This window comes from Oceanobacillus halotolerans, from assembly GCF_010993955.1.
Classification (GTDB): Bacteria; Bacillota; Bacilli; order Bacillales; family Amphibacillaceae; genus Oceanibacillus_A; species Oceanibacillus_A halotolerans.
In genome coordinates this window covers 24,284-43,401 of the sequence record NZ_WIXL01000006.1, presented here as the reverse complement: position 1 = coordinate 43,401, position 19,118 = coordinate 24,284, and the positions used below count along the sequence as shown (strand labels likewise).

The following is a 19,118-nucleotide window of genomic DNA, read 5'->3' as shown; positions in this document are numbered from 1 at the left end:
TCAGACATTGTGAAAACGAATAGTTTGAACAGATGTCGCACTTATGCCCCTGGTGAAAACTGAGTTTATTTCCGGAGTGGTATTTTAAGTCGTATCAACTCCGATGTTAAGAAAAGACAACAAAGTATGCGAAAAAAGTTAAAACCAAGAACAAAAGCTAGAAGCGCCTTGATCACCCCCGATTAGAAAACTTGGCTTGTCGCCAAGTGGCGAAAGTCTTAGTTGCACTTATGCAGTAAGAAGGTTTTCTTATCTGCCAAGCATAAGCCAAGCCTCGACGTGGCGTTTTTTGCGCGTAATGTGGATTGGCTTATGACCTCGAGGGGGTAGGCGCTGGCCGATGAAAACTCGTGCGTCCTTATGTCTATCGGCACTAGGACGTCAATCGCTCGAAGCTGGACGTGGCCTTTCCTATATAAGACAGTAATGAGGCCAACTTTTTATACTTTCTTACCTTTTAAGAAAAACTGTTCCATTAGGTATATTAATTCTAATGGAACAGTTTTGTTTGTTTATTAGTTATTGTAAAGGATTGGTGATCCTGGACCAAGATCTATTCCAAATAACATCCAGACAACTAATACAAGCGTCCACCCAACGAGGAAATAAATGGAATATGGGAACATAACAGAAATTAATGTCCCAATCCCCATCTTCTTATCATACTTCTGCGCAAACGCGATAATAATCGCAAAATATGTCATTAACGGCGTTATAATATTAGTTGAAGAATCAGCTACACGATAAGCCATTTGAGTTAGCTCTGGTGAATAGCCTAATTGCATCATGATTGGGACAAATACTGGAGCCATCATAGCCCATTTAGCAGATGCACTTCCAATAAACAAATTAATGAACCCTGCAATTAAAATAAACAAGAGGATTAAAGGGATTCCCGAAAGGTTAATGCTTTGCAAGAATTCGGCACCATACACACCTAATACCAATCCCATATTTGTTTCATTGAAATACGCAACGAATTGACCTGCTGTAAATGCAAGAACAATGAACATTCCCATAGATGCCATTGTATCGGACATTTGGTTTGCAACATCTTTATCATCACGAATGTTTTTAGTCACTTTTCCGTAAATAAGACCTGGCACAAAGAATAAAAGCGCGATTACTGGAACTAACGAGCTCATAAATGGTGATTGAATAATTGCTCCATCTTCTCCACGCATTGGTGCATTTTCTGGAACAATTAGTAATGCAATCAATGCTGCTGCAATTGCAAATCCTACACCAGCCCATATAAGTCCTTTTTTCTCTTTCGCTTGTAAACCTTCTAATTTTTCACGATACTCACCTTTGTATTCCCCTAAACGTGGTTCAACGACACGCTCGGTTACCCATGCACCAATAAATGTAAGGACAAATACAGAAACAATAATGAAGTAGTAGTTCATTGCAATATTCATTGTCTCAGCATATGCTGGGTCAATAATAGATGCTGCTGCAATGGTTAATTCACCTAGCATCGCATCTGTTGCCGATAAGAATAAGTTAGCACTAAATCCCGCAGAAACCCCAGCAAACGCAGCTGCTAAACCTGCTAATGGATGCCGTCCTATTGCAGCAAATATAACAGCACCTAATGGAGGTAAAACAACATAACCTGCATCTGAAGCAACACTTGACATAACCCCTGCAAATACCAAGCCTGCTGTGATTAATTGTTTTGGTACGGATAAAACAAAACCACGTAAGAGTGCACTAATTAGTCCAGTTCGCTCAGCTACCCCAATACCAAGCATTGTTACAAGTACAACACCAAGTGGTGCGAAACCAATGAAGTTATCCGTCATACTTGTAAAAATATATTGAATACCTTCAGCACTCAATAAGTTTGTAATCTCTACCATTTCACCCTCTTCACCTGGGTGTTCTACACTTATACCAAGTGGAGATAGAACTGCAGACAGAAGTATAACGAGTAACGCTAAGAGTGCAAATAATGTAACGGGATGTGGTAGTTTATTCCCTAATACTTCAACGCCATCTAAAAATCGCTGAAATAAACCCTTCCTTTCTTTGTCCATATAGGATACCCCTTTCTTGATGTATAAATTTCGACAAATTTCGGGTGGTGCCTGTCACCTGTCGAATGATCGGTAATATTCTGAAAAAAGTGCAGGTTATCTTTCACGGACTTCATTATATAGTGGATGGGTTTGCTTGAAAATAGCTATAGAACAAGTAAAAATAGTGGAACTTTTCCTAAGGTTTACCCTTCGACAAACGGCTTCTTCATAATGATATTCACATATTTCTACCCTTCTTTATTTTAGGACCTAAAATCAACTTTTATACAGAATCCTGGTAGAAAACCCAACATTAATTTTTTATTATTTTTTTATATGAGGATGTTCAAAAAGTCCAGTAAAATGACACATCTAATTTCTTCGTTGGCTTATTTTTTTAGCTCCTTGGAAAAGAACTACACTTTACCTTCTTACGATGTAGATTCTAGGGAGCATTCCTTGTGGTCACGTATTAATTGCATACGCTCCGCTGTGGGAGCATCGCCGCTCGAACTTTCGACTCGACAGGACGTGCTAGTACTGGCGTTACGATTGACGTGACGGTTTTACCAGTGAGATTCAACAGGACGTTAGCGTGAGGCGTTGCAACAGGACTCCTGAGACCTTAGCCGACTCGGTCCTTTTTATCCACCTTTTTGAACACGTACAATGTGGGACATAGTATTAGCATGCTCAAAATACGGATTTCCTTGCATACCAATCCAAAGGTCGCTCTGTTCTAGTTGATATGCTACCTGTAATAAACGATTTTCTTGTCCTTTACCAGCCATAATTTGAACACCTAATGGCAATCCATCTTCCGTTACATATAGTGGTAACGAAATAGCTGGTTGTCCTGTTAAATTTGCCAATTGGGTAAATGGTGTATACGTTAAACTTGGTAAAAACATGTCATAAATAATCGCTTGTTGTTTTTCTTTATCACCTGTTTCTTTCATCTTTTGCCTTAATATTTCTTGTTCCTCTAGATCATACGTTAACTCCCCAACTCTTGGTGCAGGGTATGCACTTGCAGGTGTAATATACAAATCGTAATCCTTATGAAATGCAGCCATTTGTGCACTAGCTTTATCCCAAGAGGCTATACTACCAGCATATTCAGCAGCAGAAACATTTTTCCCTGCCTCATTTAATAGCCAAGATTCCATTTCTAAATCATCAGTTGTCAGTTCCCGTCCAAAAGCTTGCTCTAAGTTTTTAACAACAGAAGAGATTTCACCACTATTCATCACATAATAGTCTTTCATCAATTGAACTCCATCCACATCATTTTCCTGTTCAACAACATGGTGTCCTTCTTTTTCAAGCCATTTCACGATCTTTTCAACAGCTAATTTGGCATCCTTTGAAACTGGAGTCCCTACTGGTGAGTTCACCGTGTAGGCAATGGTTAATGGCTTCTGAAAAACACGTTCCATCTCCTTTTTGTACGAACCTGGAAATAATGGAGTTTGAAAGGCTGCCTCTGGTTGAATAACTTGTAATACATCTAACAATGCTGCACTATCTCGCACTGTACGAGTCAAGGCAAAATCAATGGATGCACCTTGCCATTGTCTTCCAACACCTGGACCTACTGGAGTTCGGCCTCTCGTAGGCTTCAATCCTACTAAACCTGTAAAAGAAGCAGGAATACGAATGGATCCTCCACCATCACTTGCTCCTGCTAAAGGGACAATACCAGCGGCAATCGCAGCAGCTGAACCTCCACTTGATCCACCTGGGGAATGTTGTGGATTCCACGGATTTCGTGTAGGACCATATTCAGTAGGCTCTGTTATATTTTTCAATCCAAATTCAGGTGTATTCGTATGACCCATAAAGGTGAAACCCGCTTGATGGAGTTTCTCAACCAGATTAGAATTCTGATTGGCAATTGACTTTTTTAGTAATTTAGAACCTGACGTTAATGGTTCTCCTTTTAGCGATTGCGATATATTTTTTAGTAACAAAGGAACTCCAATGAATGGACTCCCATTAAGTTGTAGTTGTTCTGCTTCCATCATTGCTTTTTCTTTTCGGCTTTGTATCACTGCATTTAATGTCGGATTCACCTTTTCTAGCTGTTGAAAGCTAACCTCTAAAAGTTCCTGTGGTTTTATTTCCCTAGCTTGTACAAGTGTAGCCATCTCTGTTGCATCCAATTCTAAATAATTATGTAAATCCATCAACTCACCCCTTGTAATATGTGGTAGAACAAGTTTACCATTCCGTCCATTGGAATCACAATTAGTACTTATATCAGTATGTTCGTCAATTAACTCATACAAACTCTTGCTAATACATTTTATAAAATTCAAAAAAATTATTGAAATAAAATTTAAAATTGTGATATAATTTCGATAATAAAAGGATGGTACTTTATAATTCAATCGAGGTGAAACCAAATGACGCAAAATCCATTATTAGATGTAGAAGGATTAAAGACATATTTTTACTTGGAAGATAACCAAGTAGCAAAAGCGGTTGATGGTGTGGACTTTTACATAAACCCAGGTGAAACACTGGCAATAGTCGGGGAATCGGGCAGTGGGAAAAGCATTACCTCCCTATCCATTATGCAGTTAATTAATAAACCAGGAAAGATCATTGACGGCACCATTACATTAGAAGAAGAGAACTTGCTCAAAAAGACTGGAAAACAAATGTCAAAAATTCGAGGTAATGATATTGCGATGATTTTCCAAGAACCAATGACGGCATTAAATCCAGTATATACAATTGGCAATCAAATTATGGAAACTATACGTAAACATAAAAATGTATCAAAAAAAGAAGCACAGGAAAGAGCAATTGAACTTTTACGTGTTGTCGGGTTTCCTAGAGCAGAAGAAATCATTAATGAATACCCACACCAATTGTCAGGGGGAATGAGACAACGAGCGATGATTGCGATGGCGATATCGTGTGAACCGAAATTACTGATCGCCGACGAACCATCAACTGCACTGGACGTTACCATTCAAGCACAGATTCTGGATTTGTTGGCAGAAATGAAAGAAAGACTGGATATGGCAATACTTCTTATTACACATGATTTAGGCGTTGTTGCCGAGTATGCGGACCGAGTGTTAGTGATGTACGGCGGCCAGATCGTTGAAGAAACAGCTGTTGAACAAATATTTGAAAATACAAAACATCCATATACTACAGGATTACTCGACAGTTTACCTAGTCTTGAGAAAGATATGAAAAGACTCGGCGCAATAAAAGGTACTGTCCCACCAGCACATAGCTTCCCAAAAGGTTGTCGTTTTTCAAGCCGTTGTCCACATGTAATGGAACGGTGTTTAGAATCTAATCCAGATCTAAATGAAGTTGAATCAAATCATAAAGTTCGTTGCTATCTTTATAATTAAGGGGGACTAACATATGTCACAGCAACAAGTATATAAACAGATAACTGAAAATAGGGAAGAAACAGATAATAATGTTCTCGTTCAAGTAGATCATATGAAAAAATACTTCCCAATTAAGGGTGGTATTTTAAAACGAACGGTTGGACACGTTAAAGCGGTTGATGATGTTTCTCTCACAATCCACAAAGGTGAAACACTAGGAGTTGTCGGAGAATCTGGATCAGGAAAGTCAACTCTAGGTCGTGTTATCTTGCGCCTATTAGAACCAACAGAAGGTAAGATCCTTTTTGAGGATAATGACATATCTCATTTAGGTAACCGTAAACTCCGAGATTACCGAAAAAATATGCAGATTGTCTTTCAAGACCCATATGCTTCACTGAATTCAAAAATGAGTGTCGGCGAATTAGTGGAGGAACCATTGCTCGTTAATACATCAATGAGCAAATCTGAACGAAAAGAGAAAGCTGTTGACCTGATCGAAAAAGTAGGTTTACGTGCGAGTGACCGTACGAAATATCCGCATGAGTTTTCTGGCGGTCAGCGCCAACGAATTAGTATCGCACGTGCTTTAGCACTAAATCCGAAATTTATTATTTGTGATGAGCCAGTATCAGCACTTGATGTCTCGATTCAAGCACAGGTGCTTAATCTAATGGCTGATTTGCAAGATGAATTTGATCTAACCTACCTTTTTATAGCGCACGATTTAAGTGTTGTTAAACACATTAGCGACCGTGTTGCAGTTATGTATCTTGGCCGTATTGCCGAGATTGCACCAAAGAAATCACTATATGATAACCCGCTACACCCATATACACAAGCATTGCTTTCATCTGTTCCATCAACAGATGTGAAAAATCGCCGTGAAAAAATCAAGTTGTCTGGAGATTTGCCAAGCCCTGCTAATCCACCATCAGGATGTGTCTTCCGAACGCGATGCCCACGCGCACATGATCGTTGTTCTGTTGAACGTCCAGAACTAACTAATATGGGGGATGGCCATTATGTAGCTTGTCATTTATACGATAATACAGACACTTAAAACATAATAGGCGGGTTTTACTACATAGTGGGGGGTGGTTACATCTACAAAAATAGCAAGAGTCGCTTAAGTGGCGGATAAAAAATCAAAGGGGTGAGTATTTTTGAAGTTAAAGAAAAACTGGATACTGCTGTTTGTATTGATGCTTGGATTGTTTCTAGCTGCTTGTAGCAGTGACTCATCAGGGGATGAACCAGAAGAGGATCCTGAAGAAACAGAAACCGATCAGGAGGAACCTGCCGAGGAGGAAGAAGAGGCTGCCTCAGATGAGCCACAAATGGGTGGAACGATTACAGGAGCAATGGACACAGCTCCTGCGGGGATGTTTAACCCAATCTTTTATGAAGAAGCATATGAAACTAATATTTTAGATTTTACTCATGAAGCTCTACTTAGTCAAAATCAAAATCTTGAATTTGAACCAGGCCTTGCTAGCGATTGGGAAATGAGCGATGATCAAACCGAAGTGACGTTTACACTTGAAGAAGGTGTTACATGGCATGACGGTGAACCGTTTACAGCTGATGATGTCGTCTACACTTACAAAGCTATTTCGAGCCCAGGATATATAGAAGCTGGAGGAGTTCGTACTGAATATGTTATTAGACTATTGGGCTATGAGGAATTTAACAGTGGAGAAACGGAAGAATTTGAAGGTGTTGTAGCTGAGGATGACCATACTGTTACCTTTAAATTTGCTGAGCCGAACGTAACTGCTTTAAAAGATGCGTCCTTCCCAATTATTCCAGAACACATCTTTGGAGACGTTCCAATTGATGAAATACCTGAACACCCAGCATCACTCAATGCTGGAGAAGTAATAGGAACTGGGCCATTTCAATTCACAGAAATGCTTGACCGTGAACAATATGTCCTCGAAAAGAATCCTGATTACTGGCAAAGTGAACCATACCTAGATCGAATTGTCTGGCGTGTTGTTGAGCAATCAGTAATGCTTGGGCTATTAGAGAATGGTGAAATTGACTTTATCGCTGAACCTAATGGTGTTCCAGCAGCTGACTTTGAAACGGTAGAAGGTTTTGATCATGTTGAGATTATCGAACAAACCGATTTTGGATATCAGCTGATGGGCTTCAAAATAAACCACCGAACAGATGCTGATGTCGAAAGTGGTACGATTGAACCAGATAACTGGGTACCGAATGAGGATATGAGTGAACAACTAGTACGTCAAGCAATGGCTTATGCGATTGACCGGCAGGCAATTGTTGACAATTTGCTACATGGACACGGATCTGTTATTAACGCACCAATTGCACAACAATTCTGGGCATATGATGAGTCCGCTACTACAGCATATGAATATGACCCAGAACAAGCAAAAGCATTACTTGATGAAGCTGGTTATGTTGATACAAATGATGATGGATTTAGAGAAACACCTGATGGCGAAGAATGGGTTGTTAATCTGAACTATCCAACTGGAAACCAACTTCGTGAAGATTCTGCACCAATTCTAGGACAATTCCTAGAAGATGTAGGTATTCAAATGGATGTACGTCAACCGAAGGAAATGACTGCATATGTTGAAGATTTAACAAATGATAATAGTGATTGGGATCTTTATTTACTCGGTTGGAGCTTAGGAAGTGGTGACCCAGACCCATCTGGTTTATGGAAATCTGATGCAGCATATAACTATGGACGCTGGAATAATCCAGAATCTGATCAGTTATTGCAAGAAGCAATGCAAGCTCCAGAAGCATTTGAACAAGAGTACCGTGCAGAGAAATACAGTGAATGGCAAGGTGTTTTCTCTGAAGACTTACCTGCTCTTCTCTTATATGCACAAAATAAAATTTACGGATTCAATGAACGTCTTAATGGTGTAGATCCGATGCCATATTCGTTCAACAACGATCCTCACCTATGGTGGGTATCTGAGTAATAACCATTTATCAGAAGAAGAGCGTGCGGATATCGCCGCATGCTCTTTCTTTTAAAAAATACATAGGGAAAGATTAGCCTTTCACGATGTTTTAAATTATTCCTAGTCGTATGAAAAATCTTGTTTAGATCGGGGGTTAATTTATGTACAAATATATAATACGTCGTATACTCGTTTTCATTCCAATGCTTTTCGCTCTTACCGTTATTGTATTTACGCTAGCTCAACTAGCACCAGGGGATGCTTTAACAGGACAGTCCTTAGCTGATCCGAATGTTGATCCAGAAGTATACGAGCAACAACGAGAAGCACTAGGATTAAATGATCCGCTACCTGTACAATATTGGCATTGGGTAAGCTCTGCTGCACAAGGAGATTTTGGAGACTCGTTAGTTTTTAACGGCCGTACCGTAATGGATTTAATTGAAGCGCGGTTTGCAAACACACTTTATTTAGGGCTTTTTTCGTTGTTTATTACGATAATTGTAAGTATTCCTATTGGTATATATTCGGCGAGACGTCCCTATTCACTACTTGATTATGGTGCAACAGGATTTGGCTTTTTAGGGCTGGCAATTCCAAACTTCTTTTTTGGATTGATTGCAATTTACTTTTTATCGATTCAGTTAGGGTGGTTCCCAGCACAAGGAACACTTTCTTCTCCAGGTGCTGCTGGCTTCGGAAGTTTTCTCGACCGTCTGCATCACATGGTATTGCCTGGAATAACACTTGGTTTGGCCGGAACAGCAACCTATATGCGCTACATGCGTTCGGAAGTTCTCGATGTTCTAGGTAGTGACTATATTCGTACTGCAAGAGCAAAAGGGATGACTGAAAATAGTGTTCTCTACAAACACACACTTCGCAATGCGCTTATTCCGATTATCACCTTAATGGGATTTGAAATTGGCGTTCTATTAAGTGGTGCGGTGATTACCGAGCAGGTCTTTCAATACCCTGGTCTAGGAACGTTGTTTATAAGCTCTGTTACAAACCGTGATTTCCCTGTTGTGATGGCTATTGCCTTAATACTTGGAGTACTTATCCTAATAGGTAATTTACTGGCCGATATTTTTTACAGTATTGTGGACCCACGAATCCGATACGATTGAGGTGAGATGATATGCAATCAAATTCACAAGAAACATTATCGACACATCCGGAAATGGAACCTAGAGAAGAACAAAAGAAAAGTAAAAGCCCATTTCAATTAGCATTACGTCGATTCATGAAAAATAAATTAGCCGTAATTAGTGTATTTGTGTTATTAACGATTACGACCACCTGCGCTCTCGCTCCTTTATTTACAGATTTAGATCCAGAAAGAACAAATCTTTTGTTAATTGAGCAAGGACCAAGTGATGAACATATTTTAGGAACAAATGGCCAAGGTCAAGATAACTTTGCAAGGTTGTTATATGGTGGCCGTATTTCGCTAATTGTCGGCTTTAGTGCCATGTTTTTCACACTTGCCATCGGAGTTATTTTAGGATCAATTTCTGGTTACTACGGTGGGAAAATTGATGGTGTCATTATGCGAGCAGCAGATATTATGCTTATGTTACCATTTCTTGTGCTTGCCTTAACGATTATAGCTATCATAGAAGAACTGACCATCCCTTTGTTTATCACTATTATAGCATTAACATCATGGCCGAATTTAACGCGTATAATTCGGGGAACATATTTGTCGCTGCGTGAACAAGAGTTTGTTCTAGGTGCACGTGCCATTGGGGCAAGTGATATTCGCATTATATTTAGACACTTTATCCCAAATGCAATTGGACCAATTATCGTTAACGCAACATTAATGATGGCTACCTATATTATTATTGAAGCTGGACTAAGTTTTATTGGCTTTGGCATACCGCAGCCAACGCCATCATGGGGGAACATGATTTCAGAGGCAATGAATGTACGTATTCTAAGGGAACATCCAGAAGCATGGGTTCCTCCAGGGTTAGCCATATTCATAACAGTTTTGTCCATAAACTTTATTGGGGATGGTCTTCGTGATGCCTTTGATCCAAAAAGTAAAGAACGTTAAGCTTCAAGGCAATCAATTGTTTGTCTTTTTCCATGGTGGGTCTCCATATTTGTGGAGGCTCTTGTTTATTTTATAGATAATATATGGAATGAAAAAGGACAGTACGGTGCATGCAATTGTTATCCTATTTAGAATTCGATCTGCAAGTTCCTCCAACATTAGTAATCACGCCTATTTTTATTAGTAATCTTATCTGATACACCACTCTCAATAACCTTCACATCTGCTTTTACGTTGATCGTACTTTGCACAAAGTAATTTTCTCCTTTGTCCCAGTCTTCTCTTATTTCTTTCCATAAATCATAATGTTCATTCTGGAGGACATTATCAATTCCTAGCACATCTGCCTCGTATTGTTCTTGTACTTTTTTAATTGTTTGATTCACTATTTCTTTTATTTGATTACTTCCTGCTTTCTCGGCCTTTTCAATAAATTTCGGGCTGGTGATTCTTCGAGAGCCAAATGTTTCTGCAATTCCAACCTCCATATCAATTTTAATATCAATTTTTAGATTTCCCCTTTTTTTATTTTTAAGGGTAATATCACTTTTAGAACGTTCAATTTCCAATGTTACTATTTGGTCATCTATCGTTGTTTTTACGACACCTCCTTTATTTTCTTTTGTTACATAGCCCAATCCTTTTGCCTCATCTCCCTCCAATATTCCGACCATCTTGTTTGTATCCCCCTGAAATACTGCTGCTCCTTCATATTCAACACTATTTCCTAATGGGAAAATACGGGGTAATACAAAACTACGATTCCCTAACAAATATTCATGTACTTCTCCTAGATGGATCGGCTCTAATACATTAGCATTAGCTGTACTATTTTCCATCACAGATTCAATAAAGATTGCTGGCAAATCCTCATTTTTCGGTTTCATATCGAAAGTTTGTTGTGCTTGTCCCTCTGAAATTACGACCTTTACACCTCTACGCATTTCATGATCACGAATGAAAATGTCCATCACATTCCCAAATACATGTGGCTCACGTACAACTTCTTCGGATATAATAATTACTTTTAAATGTTCATAAAATGGTGTTAAGCTCGTTAATTTGGCCATATCTCGGTTCATATCAAATAAACTATTCCCTGTAACAGAAAGATTCATAAATGCTCCACTACTATTTCCTCCATCAGTTGGTGCTCCAAGCCCAGAAGGTACGACAAACTGACTTGTCAGCATTAATTCTTGATTGTTATTTTGGTGGTTTTCCGCTAAATCAACGGATGCACCAATAATAAAACCACGTTCCTCAATCTCAATCCGATCCCAACATCCAACTAATAGGATACAAAGTGCACAATAAATAGATATACATATTTTAGCCACCAGTTTTTCCCCCTTTTCTACTAGCGATGATTAACAATAAGGTCGTAACAAATCCTGTCAATATCAATTCATAGTAGCTAATAAATCGACCTAATAGAGCAATTTCCATATAGTTTTGTGGAAACATACTAATGACAAAAATAAGGGGAGTTAAAAACAGTAACAGTTTTACCTTCTTTATCCTTGTAAAGATAGATTGTAATCCATATACAGCAATATCCAAGGCCATAAGCGTTGTATTAAAGATAGCCATAATCCATACCACGAAAAAGATGGATTCAAATCGTTCAAAAAATCCACCTGGTACTTCAATAACTTTCCCTAGTTCAACGATTGGATAAATTAAGTGTGCTGTTGCGATACCAAATACACCAACACTTGTGATAAATAAAATCAAATACAATAACACAGCAATTGACACACCTGCGACCACCATTTTTGGTACCTTCTTTGGTTGGCGAACTAAGGCGATATAAAATAGTAAAATACTAAATCCACTATACGATAATGTACTTACCTTAAGGGTCTCAACATGATCGGTGAGACTCGTTTCAAACATAGGTAGTAAATTTTCAACTTTAAACCAGCCAAGTGAAAAGAATACTATTGAAACGCCAATAAAGCCAATAATGGGAAAAAACATCATATTTAAACGAAAGATTCCTGCTCGAGAACCTGATGCCCCATATACCACAACAAGTAAAAAGGCGAGTGCTATTACTTCAACTGGGGTCTGATCAAATAAATAATTACCCGCCAAGTCAGAGAGTTCTCGTACTTCATAGGCTGCAAACATAATCCCTAAGACAACATACAACAAAGTAAATACGATTGCCACAGGTTTTGGAACTAGCCTTGATGCATACGTAAAGAAAGTTTCATTTGGAAATTGAACTGCCAATTTAGCTACCATCCATGTTAAAAAGCAAAAGAGGATACCACTTATAAGTATAGCTATCCACCCATCTGCACTTAAACTATTTTCGGCTAAATCCCTAGGAAGTGTTAAGATTCCAACTGCTACAATCATCGAGGGTATAGCAATCATAATTTCTTTATCACTTATTTTCTCATCAGCATATTCAAACTGTTTCATGATTAGTGCTCTCCTTTGTCAGCAGCCTCTTTATCATTGGTTTGCATATATTTTGGCCGTTTTGTTAGCATTGGAACAGGAGCACGTAAAACGAGATCAGTCCAATCCCCTAAGAAATTTGGAGCAAATGGACTAGAATATGGAACACCAATACTTTTTAAGTTTACAATATGTATATTGATCATAATGTACACGAGAATGATCCCATATAGTCCTAAAACTGCAGCTGCTATCATTAAAGCAAACCGTAGTATTCGAAAGGAAATTGCAACACTGTAAGATGGAATGGTAAAGGAAGCAACAGCTGTTAATGCAACAATAATAACCATAATCGGACTAACAATCCCTGCTTGAACAGCTGCTTCACCAATTACTAAACCACCTACAATCCCAATTGTTTGTCCAATTGCCTTTGGTAGTCGTGCCCCTGCTTCTCGTAACAGTTCCATCGTTATTCCCATAAAGATGGCTTCAACAAAAGCAGGAAACGGGACACCTTGTCTAGTCGCAGCAATAGAAAAAGCAAGGTCAGACGGAATCATCCCCTGATGAAACGACACTAACGCAATATATAAGGAAGGTGCAAACATGGCAATGAAAGAAGCGAGATATCGCAACGCGCGTAAAAGTGAACCGATCAACCATCGTTCATAGTAATCTTCAGGAGATTGTAACGTATTTCCCAATGTTACAGGCGTAATCAAAACGAAAGGTGTTCCATCTAATAGAATGGCAACCTTTCCTTGCAAAAGGGATGTAGCAACTTTATCTGGTCTTTCCGTATTATCCATCTGCGGAAATGGTGACAAAAAGCTATCTTCAGTCCATTGTTCGATAAACCCTGATTCTGGTGCATCATCCATATCTATCGTTTCGAGTCTACGATTAACCTCTTTTAAAATATCTGGATGAATAACACCATCTATATAGCTTACAACAAGCTTTTTCTTGGAACGACGTCCTACTTGATGTGTCTTAAAGCGCAAATTTGGATCCCGAATATAGCGGCGAATTAAGACCATATTCGTTCGTAAATTCTCTACAAACCCTTCCCTTGACCCACGGATTAATGTTTCAGAAACAGGTTCTTCAATAGATCGAGTTTCCCACCCCATCGTTTCCAGTACTAAAACCTTATCGATTCCCTCTAGATAAAGAATCGTACTACCAGATAGCAATGCATTGGATAACTTGTCAAATGATGTCTCCTCTTTTAATCCAGTTACAGATATGATTTCTTGATAGATGACATCTAATAGTTGTTCCGCATTGTTTGGCAATTCTTTTTGTTGGATTCTTAGCTGTAAATTTTTAATAATATTGTCATGAATAAGTTGTTTATCTACTAATCCATCAATATAAGCAATCGCACATGTATGCTCACTGTCCCCTATTGTAAACTCACGGATTACTAAGTCATTCGGGTCTTCTAACATTCTTTTTAAATTGGCTATATTTTCATCTAGACTCTTCAAGATCGTGAGTGAAAAGTTTTCTTCGTTATCCTTTATCTTTTTCTTTCGTCGTCTAAAAAATGAATCCAACACCATCATATTCCCTCCATCCATTGGAGATACTTATTATTTCTTTCCCATAAGACGGTAAAAATATTCTTAGAAAAACTCGCATTCGCTCGTCTTTTAGCGAAGGTGATAGTTTTTCTTATACTTGGGACGTAAAAATTTTAGCTACGTCGAGTCCACATCTTAGCTAAAATTTTATACTTTCCTAACGTGGAACAAAGGCCTTATTAAACGCATTTTTCCTATTTCTTTTTCAACAACCATTTTGTATATTTCCCATCTCGATTCGAGAAACTATACCAAAATGATCTTATCGTCTTAGGAGGAATTTGTTATATGGAAAAGGATAAACAAGTAAATTTAACAGCATCAGAGTTATCCCAAATATGGGGAGCCTATATGAATGCTAGTGTAACATCCACTGTTCTTGCGTATTTTCTTGAAAAAGTGGAAGACGAAGACATCAAACCCGTTCTACAGGATGCCCAGTCGCTGTCACTATCACAAATGGAAAAACTTACTACGATATTCAAAAAGGAAAATAAGCCTATTCCTTTTGGTTTTACAGATGATGATGTAAATTTTGATGCTCCACGACTTTACAGTGACAATTACTTTTTGCAATATGTTCTTCAAATGGGGAAACTAGGCTTATTTTCTTTCTCGGGATCGGTAACCATGTCTACTCGAGAAGATGTCTATTCCTTTTTTTCAGAGGGGCTTCGGGAATATAACGAGATCCATCAAAAAGCAATGACTGTTGCATTGTCGAAAGGGGTTTACACGAGACCCCCCGTTATTCCTACACCTAATAAAGTGGATTTTGTAAAAAAACAAGGATTCTTAACTGGATGGTTTGGCGAGCGTAGACCACTAACCGCGATAGAAATTGCCAACCTTCATGACAATATTCAACGTAATAGTTTAGGGATTGCTACATTGACAGGCTTTAGTCAAGTAGTGAAGTCAAAAGAAGTAAAAGACTTTATTATCCGTGGAATCGAAATAGCAAAAAAGCATGTAAACGTGTTTAGCTCTATTCTAAAAGACCATGATGTCCCTACACCATCAGGTTCAGATGCAATGGTAACCGATTCTGCTACTATCGCGCCTTTTTCCGATAAATTAATGATGTATCATGTTACAGAAATGATCACGCTGGGGATTAGTTTCTATAGTATGGGTATAACCACAAATGTTAGAAGAGATTTAGCGACACATTATACGCGTCTTAGTGGTGAAATCGCATTATATTCCGAAGATGGTTCAAACATCATGATTGATAATGGTTGGGTCGAGGAACCGCCTCGAATGGTTGATCGTGATGAACTAGTAAAAAACAATACCCGAGAGGAGTAAAGGTGAATGAAAGACCAAGCATACATCCTACCCCAAATAAAAAAAACGCTCTTACATTCTAATCCTTTTCATGGTGGCTGGGTATTAATCAGTGAATCGTTTAATGCTGTAACACCAATATCGAAAGCCTTTCGCGTACTCCTAAAAATGCGGTATTCATTACGAAAAACAACAACTAAACAGACATCCAGATCCAGAAAAAACGATTATAGGGCGAACATTTACGTACACTCTGTTGGGTTACATGTCCCATTAATAGCAGCGAACACAGAAATCATTACAATATAGGTACAACCATGGAACAGTTAATCGATAAAAAAAATAAAAAACTAGAAGCGCTGCTATGGAGTATTGCCCTACCTGGATTTGCACAGTTACTAAATGAGAAGTATATTAAAGGTTTGTTGTTTGTTGGGTTAGAAATCATTGTTAATGTAATGGGGAATTTCAATAAAATTATTATTTTAAGTTATCACGGGAATATTCAAGGAGCAATTGAACAAACAAATTACCAATGGCTTATGTTTTATCCGTGTTTGTACTTCTTTACGATGTGGGATGCCTATCGGGATGCAAGTGATGATCATGAACCTTTTATATTCCTCCCTTTTGTTTTCGGTGCCTATTTTGTTACATTAGGCCTGATTTTTTCTCCATCGTTTTCCATTTTCGGATTTCTGATTGGGCCAATGTGGTTACCGATATTTTGTTTGCCAATCGGCTTAGTTATAGGATTTATCTTACGACGAATATTATTGAAAAAATATAGCTAAAAGCAGCCTTCACTAACGAAAATTTGGCAGTACGATACTTAGGATAACGGACACCTCTTTGGTTAGGATATTAATGTAGGGGGTGTTTATTTATGGCTGATAAGAATAATAAAAAACAAGAAAATGTAAATATAGAATTAACCGAAATGGGGCTTTATGGGGCAACTGGTAACCGGGAAATTGGAGGTTACCAAATGTCTGGTGATATAGAGAATGCTGGCCAGCTGGATAAGGGCTATAAAAGAGGCCATACGGGGGCATCCGCTTCAATTGAACAAGATCCTCAAGTAAAAGATAAACGTTAAATTTATGATGACTTTTACCAAAAAAGAGAAACATGTCATTCACTCATTGACATGTTTCTCTTGGTACAAAATGTTAAAACACCTGTTTCCCTTCCTGTTGTTCCACACCTTGCATATATTTAATTCTATTTTGTTTGGAAGCCGCACTCACCTGTTCATCTGCATGATAAGAAGATCTCACTAATGGACCAGATTCACAATGCTTAAAGCCTTTCTGTAAAGCAATTTCTTTTAATTCTTCAAATTCATCTGGATGATAGTAGCGCTCTACATTCAAATGTTTTTTAGTTGGCTGCAAATACTGGCCAATTGTTATAATGTCTACATTATGAGCTAATAAATCATCCATCGCTTCGATAATTTCTTCCTTTGTTTCCCCAAGTCCAACCATAATACTGGACTTTGTTGGTGTAGTTGGTGCTATTTCTTTGACACGCTTTAATAATTCCAATGAACGCTCATATCGAGCAATAGCACGTACTTTCTTTGTTAACCGTCTAACTGTTTCAATATTATGGTTGAAAATATCTGGTTTACTATCCATTAATGTATGGAGGCTTTCGTAATCCCCTTTCATATCGGACGGTAATATTTCAATACTGCAGCCAGGGTTCTCTTTCCTGATTGCACGAACTGTTTCCGCAAAAACAGCTGCACCCCCATCTTTCAAATCATCACGGGCAACAGCAGTTACAACAACATGTTTTAACCCCATTACTTTCACAGAGTCTGCTACTCGTTTTGGTTCTCCCCAGTCAAGTTCATTTGGAAGTCCTGTTTTAACCGCACAGAATCGGCATCCTCTTGTGCATGTGTCACCTAAAATCATAAATGTGGCTGTTTGCCGTTCACTCCAGCACTCATGAATATTAGGACATCTAGCCTCTTCACAAACCGTATTCAAACGGTTTTCCCGCATTAACTTTTTTAAACCTTTATACGATTTATTGGTATTAATCTTCGTTTTTAGCCATTCTGGTTTCCGAACATAGGTTTCTTGTTTAGACATTTGTTATAGACTCCTTTAGTAATCGATTATAATTCCATTCTGCCGAACTATATTTCGTCTTCGCTAAATGATGTACTTCATCCCACTGTTCTTCTGTCAGTTTAAACGGTTTCAATGAAATGTTTAAGCCCGTTTTAAATCCATCCGTGAATGCTTCTTTCAACATCTCAAAGGTATGTGTTTTATTTGTAACCTGATTAATGGTAACCGCTTTATCTTGAAATGCGTTCCGTTTCTTTTGTTTTATTTTTTCAGAAGGGAATTGGAACAAGTCGTAAAGCATGTTGGTATCTAAACTCATTGGGATGGAACCATGTTGAAGCAAGACACCTTTTTTCCTCGTTTGCGCATTTCCTGATAATTTTTTGCCATTTACAATCATTTCGTAAAACGCAGCTTTTTCGAAGCATACGGCTGATCTTTCTTTAGAACTCCGTTTATCTGGAACCGCATAATCTACCTCAATTCCGAGGTTTTTAAATCCTTTTGCCAACCCTTTTGATAAAATGTAGTAAGCTTCCTGAATTGAAGCTGGGATAGCTGGGTGTTCTTCTGAAATCACAATACTGTATGTCAGTTCATTATCATGTAACACTGCACTACCACCAGTTAGGCGACGAACAAATTGACAATTATAGTCCTCAATGGCATCAAAATTAATCGATTTATGTACTTTTTGAAATTGACCAACAGAAAGTGTCGGTCGGGACCATCCATAAAAATGTAAAGTCGGGGGAATCTTACCTTCACTTTGCCAATTTAATAGTGATTCATCTAGTGCCATATTTATTGCTGCATCATGGTGCCCACTATCTAAAAAATACCATTGTTCCTGCAACAAATCATCTCCTCATTAACTTGTTCCTGCATTGAAAAACTTGATTTTCGCCAAGTCCTTATGGCGAAATTCTTTGTATCAACCGATTCAATAAAATTTTGATAGTATAAAAAACTGCACCCCAAAAAATTGAATGCAGTCCATTTCGTATATCCATAAAATATAACATATGTATCGAATAGACCACACTTACCCACGCTAGTATTACCTATATCGGGTGCAAAGGGTTTAAACCACAATAGTTATTCTCAGCCATCCACGGCTCCCCTAGTGCTTTTTATATTACGAAATTATTATATCAATTTAAAAAATCCGTGTAAAGATTTTTGGTAATTATAGAAAAAAATTACAGTCACACTCTATCTAGTATGACTTCCAAATAAGATTGTTGTGCTAAAATGCCAGCACTCCAAAAAACAAGAAAATCACGACGTAAAATTATTCATAAGAGATGTGTTTCACCTAATGCA

Annotated in this window: 16 protein-coding genes and 1 riboswitch; of the genes, 9 read left to right on the top strand and 7 right to left on the bottom strand. The window is 38.2% G+C overall.

Features of this window, described 5'->3' with window-relative positions; all coding sequences use genetic code 11:
• Positions 1-515 precede the first annotated feature (515 nt).
• Positions 516-2,042 (bottom strand): AbgT family transporter, encoded by a 1,527-nt coding sequence (locus GHC26_RS08950; RefSeq protein ID WP_163970930.1) that lies wholly within the window; start codon positions 2,040-2,042, stop codon positions 516-518.
• A 626-nt stretch (positions 2,043-2,668) separates the two neighbouring features.
• On the bottom strand, positions 2,669-4,213 hold the full coding sequence (locus GHC26_RS08945; RefSeq protein WP_163970929.1) for an amidase: 1,545 nt from the start codon (positions 4,211-4,213) through the stop codon (positions 2,669-2,671).
• A gap of 219 nt (positions 4,214-4,432) precedes the next feature.
• Between GHC26_RS08945 and GHC26_RS08940 the strand changes: the two genes are divergently transcribed.
• The 5 genes from GHC26_RS08940 (at position 4,433) to opp4C (ending at position 10,405) form a co-directional block, all read left to right on the top strand.
• Positions 4,433-5,404 (top strand): ABC transporter ATP-binding protein, encoded by a 972-nt coding sequence (locus GHC26_RS08940; RefSeq protein ID WP_163970928.1) that lies wholly within the window; start codon positions 4,433-4,435, stop codon positions 5,402-5,404.
• 13 nt (positions 5,405-5,417) lie between these two features.
• Entirely contained in the window at positions 5,418-6,449 is a 1,032-nt protein-coding gene (locus tag GHC26_RS08935; RefSeq protein WP_163970927.1) for an ABC transporter ATP-binding protein, read from the top strand.
• 142 nt (positions 6,450-6,591) lie between these two features.
• Complete coding sequence (locus tag GHC26_RS08930; protein WP_163971044.1) at positions 6,592-8,358, top strand: peptide-binding protein; 1,767 nt, start codon at positions 6,592-6,594, stop codon at positions 8,356-8,358.
• Positions 8,359-8,501: 143 nt separating this feature from the next.
• A complete protein-coding gene (locus GHC26_RS08925) occupies positions 8,502-9,470 on the top strand; it encodes an ABC transporter permease (RefSeq protein WP_163970926.1) in 969 nt (322 codons plus the stop codon).
• Positions 9,471-9,481: 11 nt separating this feature from the next.
• Positions 9,482-10,405 carry an oligopeptide ABC transporter permease gene (opp4C, locus tag GHC26_RS08920; protein ID WP_163970925.1) on the top strand — a complete coding sequence of 308 codons (924 nt, stop codon included), beginning with the start codon at positions 9,482-9,484 and terminating at the stop codon, positions 10,403-10,405.
• A 158-nt stretch (positions 10,406-10,563) separates the two neighbouring features.
• Here opp4C and GHC26_RS08915 read toward each other — a convergent pair whose 3' ends face one another.
• The 3 genes from GHC26_RS08915 to GHC26_RS08905 are packed head-to-tail and all read right to left on the bottom strand — an operon-like array spanning position 10,564 to position 14,391.
• Positions 10,564-11,745 (bottom strand): Ger(x)C family spore germination protein, encoded by a 1,182-nt coding sequence (locus GHC26_RS08915; protein WP_163970924.1) that lies wholly within the window; start codon positions 11,743-11,745, stop codon positions 10,564-10,566.
• A complete protein-coding gene (locus tag GHC26_RS08910; protein WP_163970923.1) occupies positions 11,738-12,841 on the bottom strand; it encodes a GerAB/ArcD/ProY family transporter in 1,104 nt (367 codons plus the stop codon). Before GHC26_RS08910 ends, GHC26_RS08915 begins: the two co-directional genes overlap by 8 nt.
• A 2-nt stretch (positions 12,842-12,843) precedes the next feature.
• Complete coding sequence (locus GHC26_RS08905) at positions 12,844-14,391, bottom strand: spore germination protein (RefSeq protein WP_163970922.1); 1,548 nt, start codon at positions 14,389-14,391, stop codon at positions 12,844-12,846.
• Between the two features lie 309 nt (positions 14,392-14,700).
• Here GHC26_RS08905 and GHC26_RS08900 point away from each other — a divergent pair, with 309 nt between their 5' ends.
• The 4 genes from GHC26_RS08900 (at position 14,701) to GHC26_RS08885 (ending at position 16,801) form a co-directional block, all read left to right on the top strand.
• Positions 14,701-15,723, top strand: a complete 1,023-nt coding sequence (locus GHC26_RS08900) for a DUF3231 family protein (protein ID WP_163970921.1) — start codon at positions 14,701-14,703, stop codon at positions 15,721-15,723.
• A gap of 6 nt (positions 15,724-15,729) precedes the next feature.
• A complete protein-coding gene (locus GHC26_RS08895) occupies positions 15,730-16,011 on the top strand; it encodes a hypothetical protein (RefSeq protein ID WP_163970920.1) in 282 nt (93 codons plus the stop codon).
• Positions 16,012-16,019: 8 nt separating this feature from the next.
• Positions 16,020-16,496, top strand: a complete 477-nt coding sequence (locus GHC26_RS08890; protein WP_163970919.1) for a hypothetical protein — start codon at positions 16,020-16,022, stop codon at positions 16,494-16,496.
• Positions 16,497-16,588: 92 nt separating this feature from the next.
• Entirely contained in the window at positions 16,589-16,801 is a 213-nt protein-coding gene (locus GHC26_RS08885; protein WP_163970918.1) for a hypothetical protein, read from the top strand.
• Positions 16,802-16,874: 73 nt separating this feature from the next.
• Here the strand turns inward: GHC26_RS08885 and lipA are convergent, their stop codons facing one another.
• Together lipA and GHC26_RS08875 are read right to left on the bottom strand one after the other, a co-directional pair.
• Positions 16,875-17,810 carry a lipoyl synthase gene (gene lipA / locus GHC26_RS08880; RefSeq protein ID WP_163970917.1) on the bottom strand — a complete coding sequence of 312 codons (936 nt, stop codon included), beginning with the start codon at positions 17,808-17,810 and terminating at the stop codon, positions 16,875-16,877.
• Positions 17,803-18,651, bottom strand: coding sequence for a lipoate--protein ligase family protein (locus tag GHC26_RS08875; protein WP_163970916.1), 849 nt, complete (start codon positions 18,649-18,651; stop codon positions 17,803-17,805). Before GHC26_RS08875 ends, lipA begins: the two co-directional genes overlap by 8 nt.
• A gap of 170 nt (positions 18,652-18,821) precedes the next feature.
• Positions 18,822-18,927: riboswitch (TPP riboswitch) on the bottom strand.
• Positions 18,928-19,118: the final 191 nt, after the last annotated feature.